13 protein-coding genes are annotated in these 13,585 nt (G+C 62.7%); 7 read left to right on the top strand and 6 right to left on the bottom strand.

Annotated elements, in window-relative coordinates:
• Positions 1–175: 175 nt before the first annotated feature.
• From HG250_RS02110 to HG250_RS02100, 3 genes are read left to right on the top strand one after another with little or no spacing between them, the layout of a single operon-like run.
• A complete protein-coding gene (locus HG250_RS02110) occupies positions 176–1,477 on the top strand; it encodes a UDP-N-acetylglucosamine 1-carboxyvinyltransferase (protein ID WP_205763501.1) in 1,302 nt (433 codons plus the stop codon).
• Positions 1,477–2,469 (top strand): UDP-N-acetylmuramate dehydrogenase, encoded by a 993-nt coding sequence (gene murB / locus HG250_RS02105; RefSeq protein ID WP_170002371.1) that lies wholly within the window; start codon positions 1,477–1,479, stop codon positions 2,467–2,469. Before HG250_RS02110 ends, murB begins: the two co-directional genes overlap by 1 nt.
• Positions 2,466–3,596: a glycosyltransferase gene (locus HG250_RS02100; RefSeq protein WP_170002369.1), complete on the top strand. Its 1,131-nt coding sequence runs from the start codon at positions 2,466–2,468 to the stop codon at positions 3,594–3,596. Before murB ends, HG250_RS02100 begins: the two co-directional genes overlap by 4 nt.
• A gap of 143 nt (positions 3,597–3,739) precedes the next feature.
• Here HG250_RS02100 and panC read toward each other — a convergent pair whose 3' ends face one another.
• Positions 3,740–4,648: a pantoate--beta-alanine ligase gene (panC, locus tag HG250_RS02095; protein WP_170002367.1), complete on the bottom strand. Its 909-nt coding sequence runs from the start codon at positions 4,646–4,648 to the stop codon at positions 3,740–3,742.
• Positions 4,649–4,781: 133 nt separating this feature from the next.
• On the opposite strand from panC, the gene HG250_RS02090 reads away from it, so the two are divergent.
• The 3 genes from HG250_RS02090 to pgmG are packed head-to-tail and all read left to right on the top strand — an operon-like array spanning position 4,782 to position 7,357.
• Positions 4,782–5,618: a division plane positioning ATPase MipZ gene (locus HG250_RS02090; RefSeq protein WP_170002407.1), complete on the top strand. Its 837-nt coding sequence runs from the start codon at positions 4,782–4,784 to the stop codon at positions 5,616–5,618.
• Positions 5,619–5,621: 3 nt separating this feature from the next.
• Positions 5,622–5,945 (top strand): molecular chaperone DnaJ, encoded by a 324-nt coding sequence (locus HG250_RS02085; RefSeq protein ID WP_170002365.1) that lies wholly within the window; start codon positions 5,622–5,624, stop codon positions 5,943–5,945.
• Positions 5,942–7,357, top strand: a complete 1,416-nt coding sequence (pgmG, locus tag HG250_RS02080; protein WP_170002363.1) for a phosphoglucomutase/phosphomannomutase PgmG — start codon at positions 5,942–5,944, stop codon at positions 7,355–7,357. Before HG250_RS02085 ends, pgmG begins: the two co-directional genes overlap by 4 nt.
• Positions 7,358–7,453: 96 nt before the next feature.
• Here the strand turns inward: pgmG and HG250_RS02075 are convergent, their stop codons facing one another.
• On the bottom strand, positions 7,454–8,299 hold the full coding sequence (locus HG250_RS02075; protein ID WP_170002361.1) for a BON domain-containing protein: 846 nt from the start codon (positions 8,297–8,299) through the stop codon (positions 7,454–7,456).
• 226 nt (positions 8,300–8,525) lie between these two features.
• Between HG250_RS02075 and HG250_RS02070 the strand changes: the two genes are divergently transcribed.
• Entirely contained in the window at positions 8,526–10,982 is a 2,457-nt protein-coding gene (locus HG250_RS02070; protein ID WP_170002359.1) for a ligase-associated DNA damage response DEXH box helicase, read from the top strand.
• A 187-nt stretch (positions 10,983–11,169) separates the two neighbouring features.
• On the opposite strand, the gene HG250_RS02065 is transcribed toward HG250_RS02070, so the two are convergent.
• From HG250_RS02065 to HG250_RS02050, 4 genes are all read right to left on the bottom strand, one after another.
• A complete protein-coding gene (locus tag HG250_RS02065; RefSeq protein ID WP_170002357.1) occupies positions 11,170–11,613 on the bottom strand; it encodes an ExbD/TolR family protein in 444 nt (147 codons plus the stop codon).
• A 51-nt stretch (positions 11,614–11,664) separates the two neighbouring features.
• Entirely contained in the window at positions 11,665–12,198 is a 534-nt protein-coding gene (locus HG250_RS02060; RefSeq protein ID WP_170002355.1) for an ExbD/TolR family protein, read from the bottom strand.
• Between the two features lie 85 nt (positions 12,199–12,283).
• On the bottom strand, positions 12,284–13,123 hold the full coding sequence (locus HG250_RS02055; RefSeq protein ID WP_170002353.1) for a MotA/TolQ/ExbB proton channel family protein: 840 nt from the start codon (positions 13,121–13,123) through the stop codon (positions 12,284–12,286).
• 83 nt (positions 13,124–13,206) lie between these two features.
• Positions 13,207–13,585, bottom strand: a 379-nt coding sequence (locus tag HG250_RS02050) for an energy transducer TonB (protein WP_170002351.1), incomplete at its 5' end; no start/stop codon positions are given.

The raw sequence follows: 13,585 nt of genomic DNA, 5'->3' as shown, positions 1-13,585 counted from the left end.
GCGCCGGCGGTGCAGAATGGCGGAAGTCACTTCGGCTGTTTATTTCCAGTCGCGAATGGCCTAGCCGCTCCCTTCATGTTTCCACATGGCGCTCGCATGGGCTGTCTTTCCCATGCGAGCTGCTGCGGAGTGCGCCATCCGGCGCTGCATCGTTAACTGCAGGTTGAACAGACGCATGTCAGACGGGACTATCACGATAACCGAAGATACCGCCCGGCTGAAAGTTGCGATGAATGGGAGGCCGTGCATTGGCCGCATCGAGCTTGCCGGCGCGAAGAACAGTGCATTGCGCCTGCTCGCCGCCAGTCTGCTGACCAGTGAACCGATCGTGCTGACCAATTATCCAGCGCCGCTTCTTGACGCGCAAATCCATGTCGGCATGCTCGAACGGCTGGGGAAGCGAACCACGCTATCCGGCAGCGATCGCATTCTGATCGAAGAGAGCTCCCCGCCTCCTCATGCACTCGAATGGCCCGGCCGCTCGATCCGGAATACGCTGCTGATCCTCGGGTGCCTGCTGGCGCGCACGGGTGAGGGGCGGGTTCCGTTGCCCGGCGGCTGCAAGCTGGGCGAACGCAAATACGACATCCATGTCGATATTTTCCAGAAGCTTGGCGCTCGCGTATGGGAAGACGGCGACGATCTGTGCGCATCCAGTCCGGGCAGGCTGATCGGAACGGATATCCACCTGCCGATGCGTTCGACGGGAGCGACGGAGAATGCCGTTCTTTGCGCCTCGCTCGCTGAAGGGGTGACCCGCGTATGGAACCCCCATATCAGGCCGGAAATCCAGGATCTTGTCGCAATGCTGAGATCGATGGGAGCGAAGATCGAGATTTTCGGTCAGGAGCATATCCGCATCGAAGGTGTCACGGCGCTTGGTGGCTGCGATCACCGCGTGATCCCCGATAACATGGAAGCTATCACTTGGTTATGTGCGGCCGTGATGACGGGGGGCGATGTGGAAATCGCCGGCTTCCCCTATGCCGATCTGGAAGTCGTGCTTGCCCATCTTACCGCGGCGGGCGCACAATTGTTTCGGGGGGAGAAATCACTGGTGGTGCGGGGCGGCAGACCCTATCCGATCGAGGTAAGCACCGGTCCGCATCCGGGAATAAATTCAGATGTGCAACCCATCCTCGCTGCCTGGGCAACAGCGTCGAAAGGCGAATCGCGCATCATCGATCTGCGCTTTCCGGGCCGCTACGATTATGCCGGACAGATGGAGCGGATGGGCGCGCGCTATAATGTAGTAGGCGATATCCTGACGATTACCGGTGGCGAGCAGAGGTTGCACGGCAGCACGGTCAGGGCGCTGGACCTGCGCGCTGGCGCGGCGCTGGCCCTTTGCGGTCTGACCGCAAAGGGCACGACCATCATCGAAGATGCCTGGCAGATCGGCAGGGGTTATGTGCACTTTGCAGAAAAGCTGCGTTCCCTGGGTGCCGAAGTAAGCGTGGAGGCCAAACCGGACTGATGCGACCTGTCGACGACAGTCTCGCCCGGCGGATCGAGGGAATTTGCCCGGGGCGGGTCAAAACCCGATACGATCTAGGAAGGCATTCCTGGTGGAGGATCGGGGGTGCCGTTCGGCTACTGGTCGAACCGGCGTCGCTGGCGGAGCTGAGCGCGTTGCGCCTCGTCCTTCGCGAAGCGGAAGTAGCGTCCCTGGTCATCGGTGAGATGAGCAATCTGTTGATCTGCGATTCTCCGATCAATGCGGTGGCGATCAGACTGGGCACGCATTTCCGCGCTGCAGAGCGGATCGATCCGGTCACCGTATCAGTCGAAAGCGGCGCCTGGGTACCCGGTCTGGCGCGATTTCTGCAGCGGCAGGGCCTCACCGGACTGGAACATACCTGCGGCATTCCCGGCACGCTCGGTGGATTGATCATGATGAACGGCGGCAGCTTGCGGCAATCGATCGGCGCGAATGTCGTATCGGTCACAAGCATCGATGCCGCTGGCGAAATGGTGCACCGCAAGCGGGAGGATTGCGAGTTCGCCTATCGCGATTCGATCTTTGCGCGGCTGGATGATGTGATCGCCAAGGTGGAACTGCGGCTGGAACCCGGCGACCCGCTGGCCGCTCGCCGCCGGATGCATTCGATCCTGCGCGCCCGCCGACTGAAATTTCCGCGCAAATTGCCCAATTGCGGGTCGGTTTTCAAAAGCGACCCGGCCAGCTACGCCGATTTCGGGCCGCCCGGTGCGATGATCGAAAGAGCCGGATGGAAGGGTGTGGCGCGGGGGGGTGCCCAGGTCTCACCCCTTCATGCCAACTTCATAGTCAATCACGGCGCCGCAAAGGCAGCGGATGTCCTGTCACTGATCGGTGAGATCCAGGAGTCCGTGGAAGCCACCTGCGGCCACCGGATGCAGCCGGAAGTCCGTTACGTCGATCAGAACGGAAGGATCTGGCCAGCTGATCGGGCTTATCGCAGGTTGCTGAGCGAAGGACCGACATGATTGCACCTCATCCGCCAAAGGTCGCTATCATTGTCGCTACGGCAGTATTGTCGGGGGCGGAAAACCGTGCGACGAAAATCTACACCGCCTTGCGGGAACGTGATTATCCGGCCGAATTGTGGATCAACCCTGCTCTTCGCACCAGTCTTGCCCGCGCATATCCTGAAGCGGCTGGCCAGGCACTCGACCGGCATCTACCGGACAAATCGACGCGCTGGCTTCGGCCGTTCCAGCGCAGTCGGGCGCTGTGGTCGGCGCTGGAACACAGCGGATTGCCCGCCCGACTGGGCAGCCCGGCTTTAGAGCGTCAGCTTGCTGAGCGGGACATCGATCTGGTACATATCTTCCTCGATACGCAGATCGCCCATGTGCGCGATGTTCCGACGCTGTTTGAATTAACCAGTCCGGATATCGCTGACATCATGGGCACGCGACCTGGCCCCTGGCGACGATCCCACACTGCATATCATGCGGTTAGCGCGGGCGTCGCGAGGCGCTTCTCCAACCTTGCCCCTGATGTGCCGCTGATCGAAGCGCCCGGTCCTTTTTTTCAACCCCGCCAGAGCACATTGCCGGCAGGCGGCAAATCGGACACGATCATTTTCGCTCACCGGTTCATCCGCCGCAAGAATGCGCTGCTATTCGCGGAGGCGGCGAGCAGGTTCGTGCAGCTTCGACCCGGCTGGAGCGTCCGTATCCTCGGTGTCGGCGAGCTCGACGCCGAAATCAGAGATGCGGTGGTGGGGATGGAAGACCGGATCGAGGTCGGATTTGATCCCAATTTGCCGGATGCGCTTGCGAGCAGTCGCATATTCGTGAGCCTTATCGAGCCTGATAATTACCCGTCGCAATCCGTTATGGAAGCCATGGCTGCGGGTAACGCCCTGCTGCTGTCCGATACGGGCGACAGCGCCGAAAGGTTCATGCAAGGTAATGGTATGTTGACGGGGCTCGACGTCGATCAGGTTCTGGAGACGCTGCTGGCGCTGACAGCGGACGATCAGGCCCTGAAGGCAATGGGTGAACAGTCCCGTGCATTGGCGCAGCAACGCTTCAATGCCGATCATTATCTCGACCATCTGATCGAAGTGTACAAACAGGTGGCTTCCCGCCGCGCGAGTCCATGAATTCTCCGGAGCGGGAGGCCTGTAGGCCTCCTCGTGAAGATCCTGGACGCCAGCCTCGGAAGCAGCGTACGCGTCGCCTTTCCTTTGTGCAGCGAAACGCACCCATGCATCTGTTGCCGGCGCCGCGTGCCACGAACCGGATATCACGCACCAAGCCTGCACCGGGCTGCCGATAGTTCGTTCTGCGCCTCTTCGGATCGGCCAACCTCCAGATTGTCGATCAGCCGGGTGCCGCCGATGCGGGCGGCGACCAGCAGGCGGGCGGGCGCGGTTGGAGGGGAGGTCAGCTTCTCCAGCGATCCCGCATCGGCCAGCGCCGCATAATCCACGCTGTCGAAGCCGATATCGAGCAGGGCGGCGCGCAGGGCATTCAGCACCGCATCCACATCTGCGCCGCTTTCCAGATCGCTGACCGCGGCGCGCATGGCAATGGGCAGGCCGGCTGCCCGGCGCCTGTTTTCGGGGCCGAGATAGCGGTTGCGGCTGCTCATCGCGAGCCCGTCGTCCTCGCGCATGGTCGCTATGCCGATGATGTCGTCAGCATGCGGGCGCAGCAGGTCGAGGTCGCGCGCCATGCGGCGGATGACGGCAAGCTGCTGGTAATCCTTCTCGCCGAACAGGGCGATGTCGGGTGCGACCTGGTTGAACAGCTTGCACACGACGGTTGCGACGCCGTCGAAATGGCCGGGCCGCGCTGCACCGCAGAAATCCTCACTCACGCCTGACACGGTGATACTGGTGGCGAAACCTTCCGGATAGACCTCCTCCACCGGCGGGGCCCACAGCAGGGCCACCCCTTCGCCCTCCAGCATTCCGCTGTCCTCGGCCAATTGCCGTGGATAGGCGGCAAGATCCTCGTTCGCGCCGAACTGTGTGGGGTTCACGAAGATCGAGGCGATGACGTGATCGGCCCTCTCCCGCGCCGCGCGGACCAGCGACAGATGCCCTTCGTGCAGGGCGCCCATGGTCGGCACGAGGGCGATGGTCGCGCCGCCCTCGCGCAGCTTTTCCACGGCAATTCGCAAATTTTCGAGCCGGGTAACGGTTTCCACGACGCGGCGCCTCCTTTATGGACAGTGAGGCCGCCTAGCGCGGCGGACGCATGAAGCGCAAACCAGAACATCAGCAGCAGGAACCTACGTGCCCGAAAACCGGCCTCCATCCTCCCCCTCCGGCCCCTCCGCCATCAAGGCGGGCGGATCGGCGCGGCCGCATCGCATCGTCTTTGCCAATGAGAAGGGTGGCACCGGCAAATCGACCACCGCCGTTCATGTCGCCGTGGCGCTGGCCTATCAGGGTGCAAGGGTGGCAGCGATCGACCTCGACCCGCGTCAGCGCACGCTCGACCGCTATTTCGAAAACCGGGTGGAGACCATGCGCCGGCGCGCGATCGATCTGCCGACCGCAACAGCAGAGGTTTTCCGGGGCGACAGTGTCGAAGCGCTGGAGGAACAGGCCGCCAGGCTGGGCGAAGGCGCGGATTTCATCGTGTTCGACACGCCGGGCCGTGACGATCCCTTCGCCCGCCATGCCGCGACCGAGGCGGACACGCTGGTCACGCCGCTGAACGACAGCTTCGTCGATTTCGACCTGATCGGGCAGGTGGATGCGGAAACCTTCAAGGTCCGCAAGCTGTCCTTCTATGCCGAGCTGATCTGGGAAGCCCGGCTGAAGCGCAGCCGCGCCACGCTGGAGCAGGACCGGCGCGAGATGGACTGGGTCGTGCTGCGCAACCGCACCGGCCATGTCGAGGCACGCAACATGGCCCGGATCGAGAAAGCGCTGGGCGAATTGTCGCGCCGGGTCGGCTTCCGCATCGCGAAGGGATTGTCGGAACGCGTGATCTACCGCGAATTGTTCCCTTCGGGCCTGACCCTGCTCGACAAGGGGCACCTCGGCGAACTCGGGACCAGCCATCTCGTCGCGCGGCAGGAGATGCGGGCGCTGGTGGCCGGGCTGAACCTGCCGATGCCCGATGCGGCGCGGCAGATGCCGCGTTCCGCCGCGCTCGAAACCGCCTGACGCGTGCTGCGCCTCCTCGTCATTGCCGGGCTGCTCTGCATCATCTGTTACATGCTGTTCGGAAAATGGCCGTGGCAGATGCTTGGGGGCCAGGTGATTTCGGGCAGGGGCGGCAGGCCAGCCGCACGGCGGAAACTGATCGATGCGCGGCGGGTGCTGGGTGTGCGCCAGGGTGCGAAAGCCGATGAGATCGCTTTGGCACATCGGCGGCGTCTGTCCGTTATCCATCCGGACCGGGGCGGCAGCGATGAAGAAGTTCACGAAGCGAATGCCGCCCGCGACCTGTTGCTGGAACATTTGAAGAAACATCCGAAGGACAGAGCATGAGCCATCAATTCGACCCCACCGTGCTGCGCGAATATGACATTCGCGGCATCATCGGCGAAACCCTGGGCGCGGACGATGCCCGCGCGATCGGACGCGGTTTCGCGACTCTGCTGCGGCAGGCGGGGGGTACGAAAGTGGCGGTCGGCTACGATGGAAGGACGAGTTCGCCCGTATTGGAGCATGCCCTGGTAGAGGGGCTGACCGGCAGCGGTGTCGACGTGGTTCGGATTGGCATGGGGCCGACGCCGATGCTTTATTATGCCGAGGCGTCAGCCGAAGATATAGATGGCGGCATTCAGATAACTGGCAGTCATAATCCCGCCAATTACAATGGCTTCAAGATGGTATTCCAGGGGCGGCCGTTTTTCGGGGACGACATACTGACGATCGGGCGCCTGGCAGAAATCGGAGCCGGGGACGGCGGCTGGGCCGCAGGCACGGGCACCGTCGAATCGCGTGAGGTGATGGACGCCTATATCGACCGCCTGCTGCGGGGACTCGACGGAATCGAACCTGCCGCGCTCTCCGGTCTGCGCGTCGGGTGGGACAATGGCAACGGTGCGGCCGGACCCGCGCTCGAGGCGCTGGCGGCCCGGCTTCCGGGCGAACATCATCTGCTGTTTACCGAGATCGATGGCAATTTCCCCAATCATCATCCCGATCCCACCGTCGAAGCGAATCTGGAGGATCTTCGCAGCCTGGTCGAAGCCAAGAAGCTCGACTTCGGAGTGGCTTTCGACGGCGATGGCGACAGGATCGGCGCGATCGACGGCGAAGGCAGGGTCATATGGGGGGATCAGCTGTTAATGATCTATGCCGAGGACCTCCTCGCAAAACTACCTGGCGCCACCATAATCGCCGATGTGAAGGCCAGCCGCGCCCTGTTCGATCATGTCGAGGCGCACGGCGGGAAGCCGCTGATGTGGAAGACCGGCCATTCGCTGATTAAATCCAAAATGAAGGAAACCGGCGCACCGCTGGCCGGAGAGATGAGCGGGCACGTCTTCTTCAAGGACGATTATTACGGCTATGATGATGCGCTCTATGCCGGCATCCGCCTTATCGCGGCCAGCGCGCGGCTGGGCAGGAGCGTTACGGAGCTGCGCGGTGCGATGCCCGCGCTGGTCAATACGCCGGAAATGCGGTTTCAGGTCGATGAAAGCCGCAAGTTCGCCGCTATCGAAGAGGTGAAACAGCGCCTTTCCGGCACCGATGCCGTGGTCGATGGAACCGACGGCGTGCGGGTGACCGACAGGGATGGATGGTGGCTGCTGCGCGCCTCGAACACGCAGGACGTGCTGGTCGCCCGGGCGGAGAGCGAGAGCCAGGCGGGCCTCGACCGGCTCATGGCCCAGATTGACGCGCAGCTCGCCGCATCGGGACTGGAGCGGGGCGAAGAGGCGGGGCACTAGCTGCCGCCCTCTGCCCGATCCCTGCCGCATGAAAAAGGGCTCCGCATCGGCGGAGCCCTTTCCGGTTGGATGTGAGGCGCCGTCAGCGCCTGACCGTTAGCTGCGCGGCACAGCCTTGTTGGTGGCGTCGGGATCGTTCGGATACGTCTTCACGTCGTCCCGGTCACCGTAACGATCGTCATCGCGATCGACGATCCGCAGATTGTTCTGCACATGCGTCACGCCGCTCATGTCATGCACGCAATCCTCTGCCCGGCGCTTGGCCCGGCGGCTGTCCACGGTACCGTCCAGGGTCACCTCGCCATTGTCGGCCGTCACCTGGATGTTACGGGCATCGACATGATGGTCGTGCATCAGCCGTTCGCTGGCATCTTCCAGCAGGCGTTCGTTCGATCGGGTGTAATTCTTCGGACCGCGTCCGCGATGGCTTTCCCCGCGATAGCTGCGGTTGCCGCGGCGATAATCGTCATCGTCATCGTCGAACCAGCCGGACACCGTATCGCCTGCCTTTTCGAAGAAGCCACGATCATCGTCATAATGATCGCGATAGCCGCGACGGGTGCCGCTATAACGCGATCCCGAACCGAAACCGGCGGTACCGCCATAGGAGTTGCGGTCACGTTCCATTACGAAATCGTCTCCGCCGAAATTGTCGCCGTCGAAATCACGCTGCCGGCCACGGCCGCCATAGGGCTGTCCATAGCTACGGGTTCCGAAACCACGCCCTTCTGCCGCATATTGCTGGCCGCCGCCGCGATATTGCTGCTGGCGTGACTGGCTACCCTGATCGTCATAGCTGCCCTCGAAATCGCTGCGGCTGTTGTAGTCACCCATCTGGCCGCCCCAGCTGTCACCGCGGAAATTGGGATCGTCACGCATCTGTTCGGATTGGCGATAGTTGCTGCGATAGCCGCTACTGTAATTATCGTTACGGTTTCTCATAGATTTTCTCCTATACTGCCGGGGAGCAATCGATACGCCGCGATCGGCAGTTCTCGGCCGCGTATCACCCTTATGAATACATAACGGTCGGGCTGCAACTTGGTTGCACGGTTCGGCTCGCAGGTAGGTCCGCTCATCCTGCAGCGCGGTATGGAGGTGTCATGCGGAAGGCGCGGCGACCCTTTTTGCCTTAAGGGTCTCGTCGTTCTGTTATAGATGGTCAGTGATGGCCGGCGCGAGCATACCCCCTGAAATCGATGCATGGTTCTCTGGCCGTGGCTGGCGCATCCGTCGTCATCAGTCCGAGATGCTGGAAGCGGCCGATGCGGGTATGCACGCGATGCTGGTGGCAGATACCGGCGCAGGAAAGACGCTGGCGGGGTTCTTGCCGACGCTCGCCGCTTTCACGCCGTCGCGTCTGGACGGAAATCCCGCACCCGAGGGGTTGCACACGCTCTATGTCTCGCCTTTGAAGGCGCTGGCGCATGACGTGCACCGCAATCTGGTGGTGCCGGTGAAGGAGATGGGGCTGCCGATCCGCGTGGAGGCGCGGAGCGGCGACACCTCATCCGATCGCAAGAAGAAGCAGCGTACGAAGCCCCCGCATGTGCTGCTGACCACGCCTGAATCCCTGTCGCTGCTGCTGTCCTATCCCGAAAGTTTCGAGATGTTCGCCGGATTGAAGCGGGTGATCGTGGACGAAATCCACGCCTTCGCTACCGGCAAGCGCGGCGATCTTCTGGCGCTGGCGCTGGCGCGGCTGGAGGCGATCGCGCCCGATGTGCAGCGGGCGGCGCTGTCCGCCACGGTGGCGGACCCGCAGGGTTTTCGCGAATGGCTGGCGCCGCATGGCGATATCGACAATGTCGCCCTGGTGCAGGGCGAGGCGGGGGCAGATCCTGAGGTCGAGATCCTGCTGCCGCTGGAGGAACGCGTGCCATGGGGCGGCCATGCGGCGACCTGGGCGATCCCCCAGCTTTACGAGCGGATCAAGGCTAACAGGACGACGCTGATCTTCACCAATACCCGGTTTCTGGCCGAATATATCTTCCAGAACCTGTGGGATGTGAACGAGGACAATCTGCCCATCGGTGTCCACCATGGCTCGCTGTCGAAAGAAGCGCGCCGCAAGGTGGAAGGCGCGATGGCGGAAGGCACCTTGCGGGCGCTGGTGGCGACCAGCAGCCTCGATCTGGGTGTCGACTGGGGCGATATCGACCTGGTCGTGCAGATGGGCGCGCCCAAGGGATCGAGCCGGCTGCTGCAACGCGTCGGCCGGGCCAACCACCGGCTCGACCAGCCGAGCCGCGCCCTGCTGGTGCCGGGAAACCGGTTCGAATTCCTCGAAGCGACGGCAGCACGCGACGCGGTGGAGGAAGGGCAGCGCGACGGCGAGGATTTCCGTCCAGGCGGGTTGGACGTGCTGGCGCAGCATATCATGGCCTGCGCCTGCGCCGCGCCGTTCGACGAGGCAGTGCTGCTTGCCGAGGTGCGCTCCAGCCTCGCCTACGCCTATGTCGACGAGGCCATCTGGCAGCGCGTGCTGACCTTTGTCGCCACCGGCGGCTATGCGCTGAAGGCCTATGACCGGTTCAAGCGCATCGTTCGGGAGCGGGACGGCACATGGCGGCTGGCCCACCCCGAACATGCCGCCCGCCACCGGCTCAATGCCGGCATCATCGTGGATTCGGAAATGCTGAACGTGCGGTTCGGCAATGGGAGGTCGCTGGGCAAGGTGGAGGAACGCTTCGCCGCCGCGCTTTCGCCCAGGGACACCTTTTCCTTCGCGGGCATGAGCCTGGAGGTGGAGAAGGTGAAGGACATGGAGGTGATCGTGCGGGCGGCGAAGAAGGCGGCCATGATCCCTTCCTACGGCGGGCAGCGGATGCCGCTGACAACGCATCTGGCCGGGCGGGTGCGCGAGATGCTGGTGGACCGGGCCGGATGGGCGCGTTTTCCCGACGATGTGCGCGAATGGCTGGAAGTGCAGGACTGGCGCAGCCAGATGCCGGGGCCGAACCAGCTGCTGGTTGAAAGCTTTCCGCACGGGCAGCGGGAATATAGTGTGTATTACACCTTCGAAGGCTGGAATGCGAACCAGTCGCTGGGGATGTTGATCACGCGGCGGATGGAGGAGCGCGGCCTCCGGCCCGGCGGCTTCGTCGCCAATGACTATTCGCTGGCGGTCTGGGGGCTTGACCCTGTGAAGGATCCCGCCCCGCTGCTCTCACCCGACATTCTGGCGCATGAATTCGTCGAATGGGTGCAGGAATCGCACCTGCTGCGCCGTGCCTTCCGCGACGTTGCGGTGATTGCCGGCATGGTCGAACGACAGCAGCCGGGCCGTCGCAAGAGCGGAAAGCAGGTGACCTTCTCGACCGACCTCATCTATGATGTGCTGCGCAAATACGAACCCGAGCATGTGTTGCTGGAGGCAGCATGGGCCGATGCGCGCGAGCGGATGACCGATGTCGGGCGACTGGGGAATTTGCTGGAACGGTCGGCCCGTGACCTGGTTCATGTCGAACTGGACCGCGTCAGCCCCCTGGCGGTACCGGTGATGGTGGTGATCGGCCGGGAGAATTTGCCGCAAGGATCCGTGGATGATGATCTGCTGCTGGAGGCGGAGAGCCTCGCGTCTGCTGCGATGCGGACGGATTTGCCGCTGATCGAGAGTGACTGACAGGCCGGCGGGGGTGCCTGAGGTCACCGCGTTGGCAGAGCCGCCGCGGACATGCTGGCAAGAGCCCCGAAGCTCATCTGGTGAGTGACCTGGTGAGTGACAGGGCGAGGGTGCGAGCCGGAAGGAACACGCAAAGAAAAGGGGCGGATCGCTCCGCCCCTTTTCATCATTCGTACTGGGCCGCAAGTCAGCCGCCGTTCGGACCGGCGAAGGTACGGTATTTCTCGTTTCCTACGAATCCGAACCGCGTAACGCCCGATGCCTTGATGATGTTCAGCACATTGGCGGAAAGGTCATAGCTGGCGAGCGCCTCGGGTTCGAACTGCAATTCGGGTTCGACCTCGAAATTGCGGCTCTGCTGCAGATTATAGACCAGTTCCTGATCGTTGATCGCGTCGCCATTCCACAGGATCTCGCCCTGCTGGGTCAGCACGATCTTGTTCTGGATCGGGTCGACTTCCGGAGTGTTCGCATCGTTATTGGGCTGCGGAAGATCGATATTGGTCGAGTGGGTCGCCACCGGAATGGTGATGATGAACATGATGAGCAGAACGAGCATGACGTCGATAAGCGGCGTCGTGTTCATTTCCATCATCGGCGAACCGTCGTCCTTGCCGCCTGACATTGCCATCGTGGGTTACTCCTGAATTAAAGCTGGTGCCGGTCTGCCGCATCGCTGCGATCAGATGCCTGGCGCGACCGGGTTCGAGATAAAGCCGACCGTCGGGTATCCGGCTGCCTGCACATTGTAGATCGTACCGGCAACACAGCGCCAGGGGGCATCGACATCGCCGCGGATGTGAACCTGCGGGATCAGTTCCGGGTCTGACATAATCTGTTCCGGGCCACCCGCGCGCTGCACGATGGCATCGAGCCGGTTGAAGGCCTGGTCATACAGTTCCTCGGAATCCACCGGGGTCGTGTTGTTGAAATAGACCCGGCATTCCCCATCGCGCGATGCGCCCGTATAGCCCGGTTCGCCGGCGCTGCGGCCGGCAGCGTCGGTGGTGCTGACCGTCAGCAACAGGTTTTCGACCTTGTCCTTGGATTCCGTCGATTCGATGATCGGAATCTGCAACTGATCGATGGTCTGGATCGCGACCGGAACCGCGATCAGGAAGATGATCAGCAGCACGAGCATCACGTCCACCAGTGGGGTGGTGTTGATGTCGGACATCGGGGTTTCCATGTCGCCGCCGCCGCCTGAGATCGCCATTTTTACATCCTATCCGTTGAATTGACCGCTTGGGGCCGATGCGGCGGACATCCAGATGGTGCCCGCCGCGTCCTTGACGCAGGGTTCAGGCCTTGCGGGTCGTCGTGGTCGTTGTCGTGCCTGTCGCCGTGCCGGTCTTCGCCGCGACCGGAGCAGGAGCCGAAGCGGGCTTGCCGGTGGTGGCAGTCTTCGTCGTCGTGGTCGTGGTCTTGGCCGAATAGTCCGGTCGCACGGCACCGTCCGAAGTGATATTGGCGAGCAGATCGGTCGAGAAGCCCGCGAGCATGGCCGCGATCTTCTTGTTACGGCTCTGCAGCCAGTTGTAGGCCAGCACGGCCGGAACTGCGACCAGCAGGCCGATGGCGGTCATGATCAGGGCTTCACCGACGGGGCCGGCGACCTTGTCGATCGACGCCGAACCGGCAAGGCCGATGTTGATGAGTGCGCGGTAGATGCCGATAACCGTGCCGAGCAGGCCCACGAACGGCGCGGTTGCGCCGACCGAGGCGAGGAAGGGCAGGCCGCCGGCCAGCTTGGTATTGATGGATGCTTCCGACCGGGCGAGCGATCCGTGCAGCCAGTCATGCGCTTCGAGATTGTTGGGCATCTTGCCATGCTCTTCCTGAGCGGCGAGACCATCGTCGACGAGCTGGCGCCATGCGCTGCTCTTGTCCAGCTTGTTCGCGCCTTCACGCAGATTGTTCGCCCGCCAGAAGCTGGACTGAACAGCCTTGTACTGGTTCATGACCTTGCGCTGTTCGAGCAGCTTCGTGATCAGGATGTAGAAAGAACCGACCGACATGATCACCAGAACGGCGAAGATGGACCAGGCGATCGGCCCGCCCTGTTCCATCGCCTCGAAGAAACCGAAAGCGTTCTGCGGTGCTTCTTCACCGGCCACAGCGGCAATAAAATTGAAAGTCATTGGAGATGTCCTCTCGAATATAAGCAATATTGAAACAGTCTGGACAATCGGCGCCCCAGAATGAGCGCCGATCGCAATTCGGTCTAGTCAGGAAGCTGCCAGCGAATAGACGTCGTGTAGGTTCCGGCGACATCGTCGCCATTCCTGGTCGCCGCATTGAAGCGGGCGCGCCGTTCGATGAGCCGGCATGACGCATCCTTCAGTTCCTGGGGTGCGGAACCACCCGTGACGTTGCATCCTGCCACCCTGCCGTTAGCACCGACATTCAGCGAAACCGTGACGGTGCCGGTATATTCCCGGCTGACCCAGCTCGGCCGGTAATCCGACGTGGTGATCCATTCAGCCGCATTGCGGGGCTGCGCCTGCGTCGGCGGCACACTGGGCGGCGGCGGCGGCGGAGCGCGCTGCAAGGGAGCAGACCGCATGAGTGTTACCGTGCAATTCATCGCCCCCGATGGCACG

This window comes from Pseudopontixanthobacter vadosimaris, from assembly GCF_012979275.1.
In the GTDB taxonomy this organism is placed as follows: Bacteria; Pseudomonadota; Alphaproteobacteria; order Sphingomonadales; family Sphingomonadaceae; genus Pseudopontixanthobacter; species Pseudopontixanthobacter vadosimaris.
Note: the sequence above shows the minus strand (reverse complement) of the source record. Positions and strands in the feature narration are given on the sequence as shown.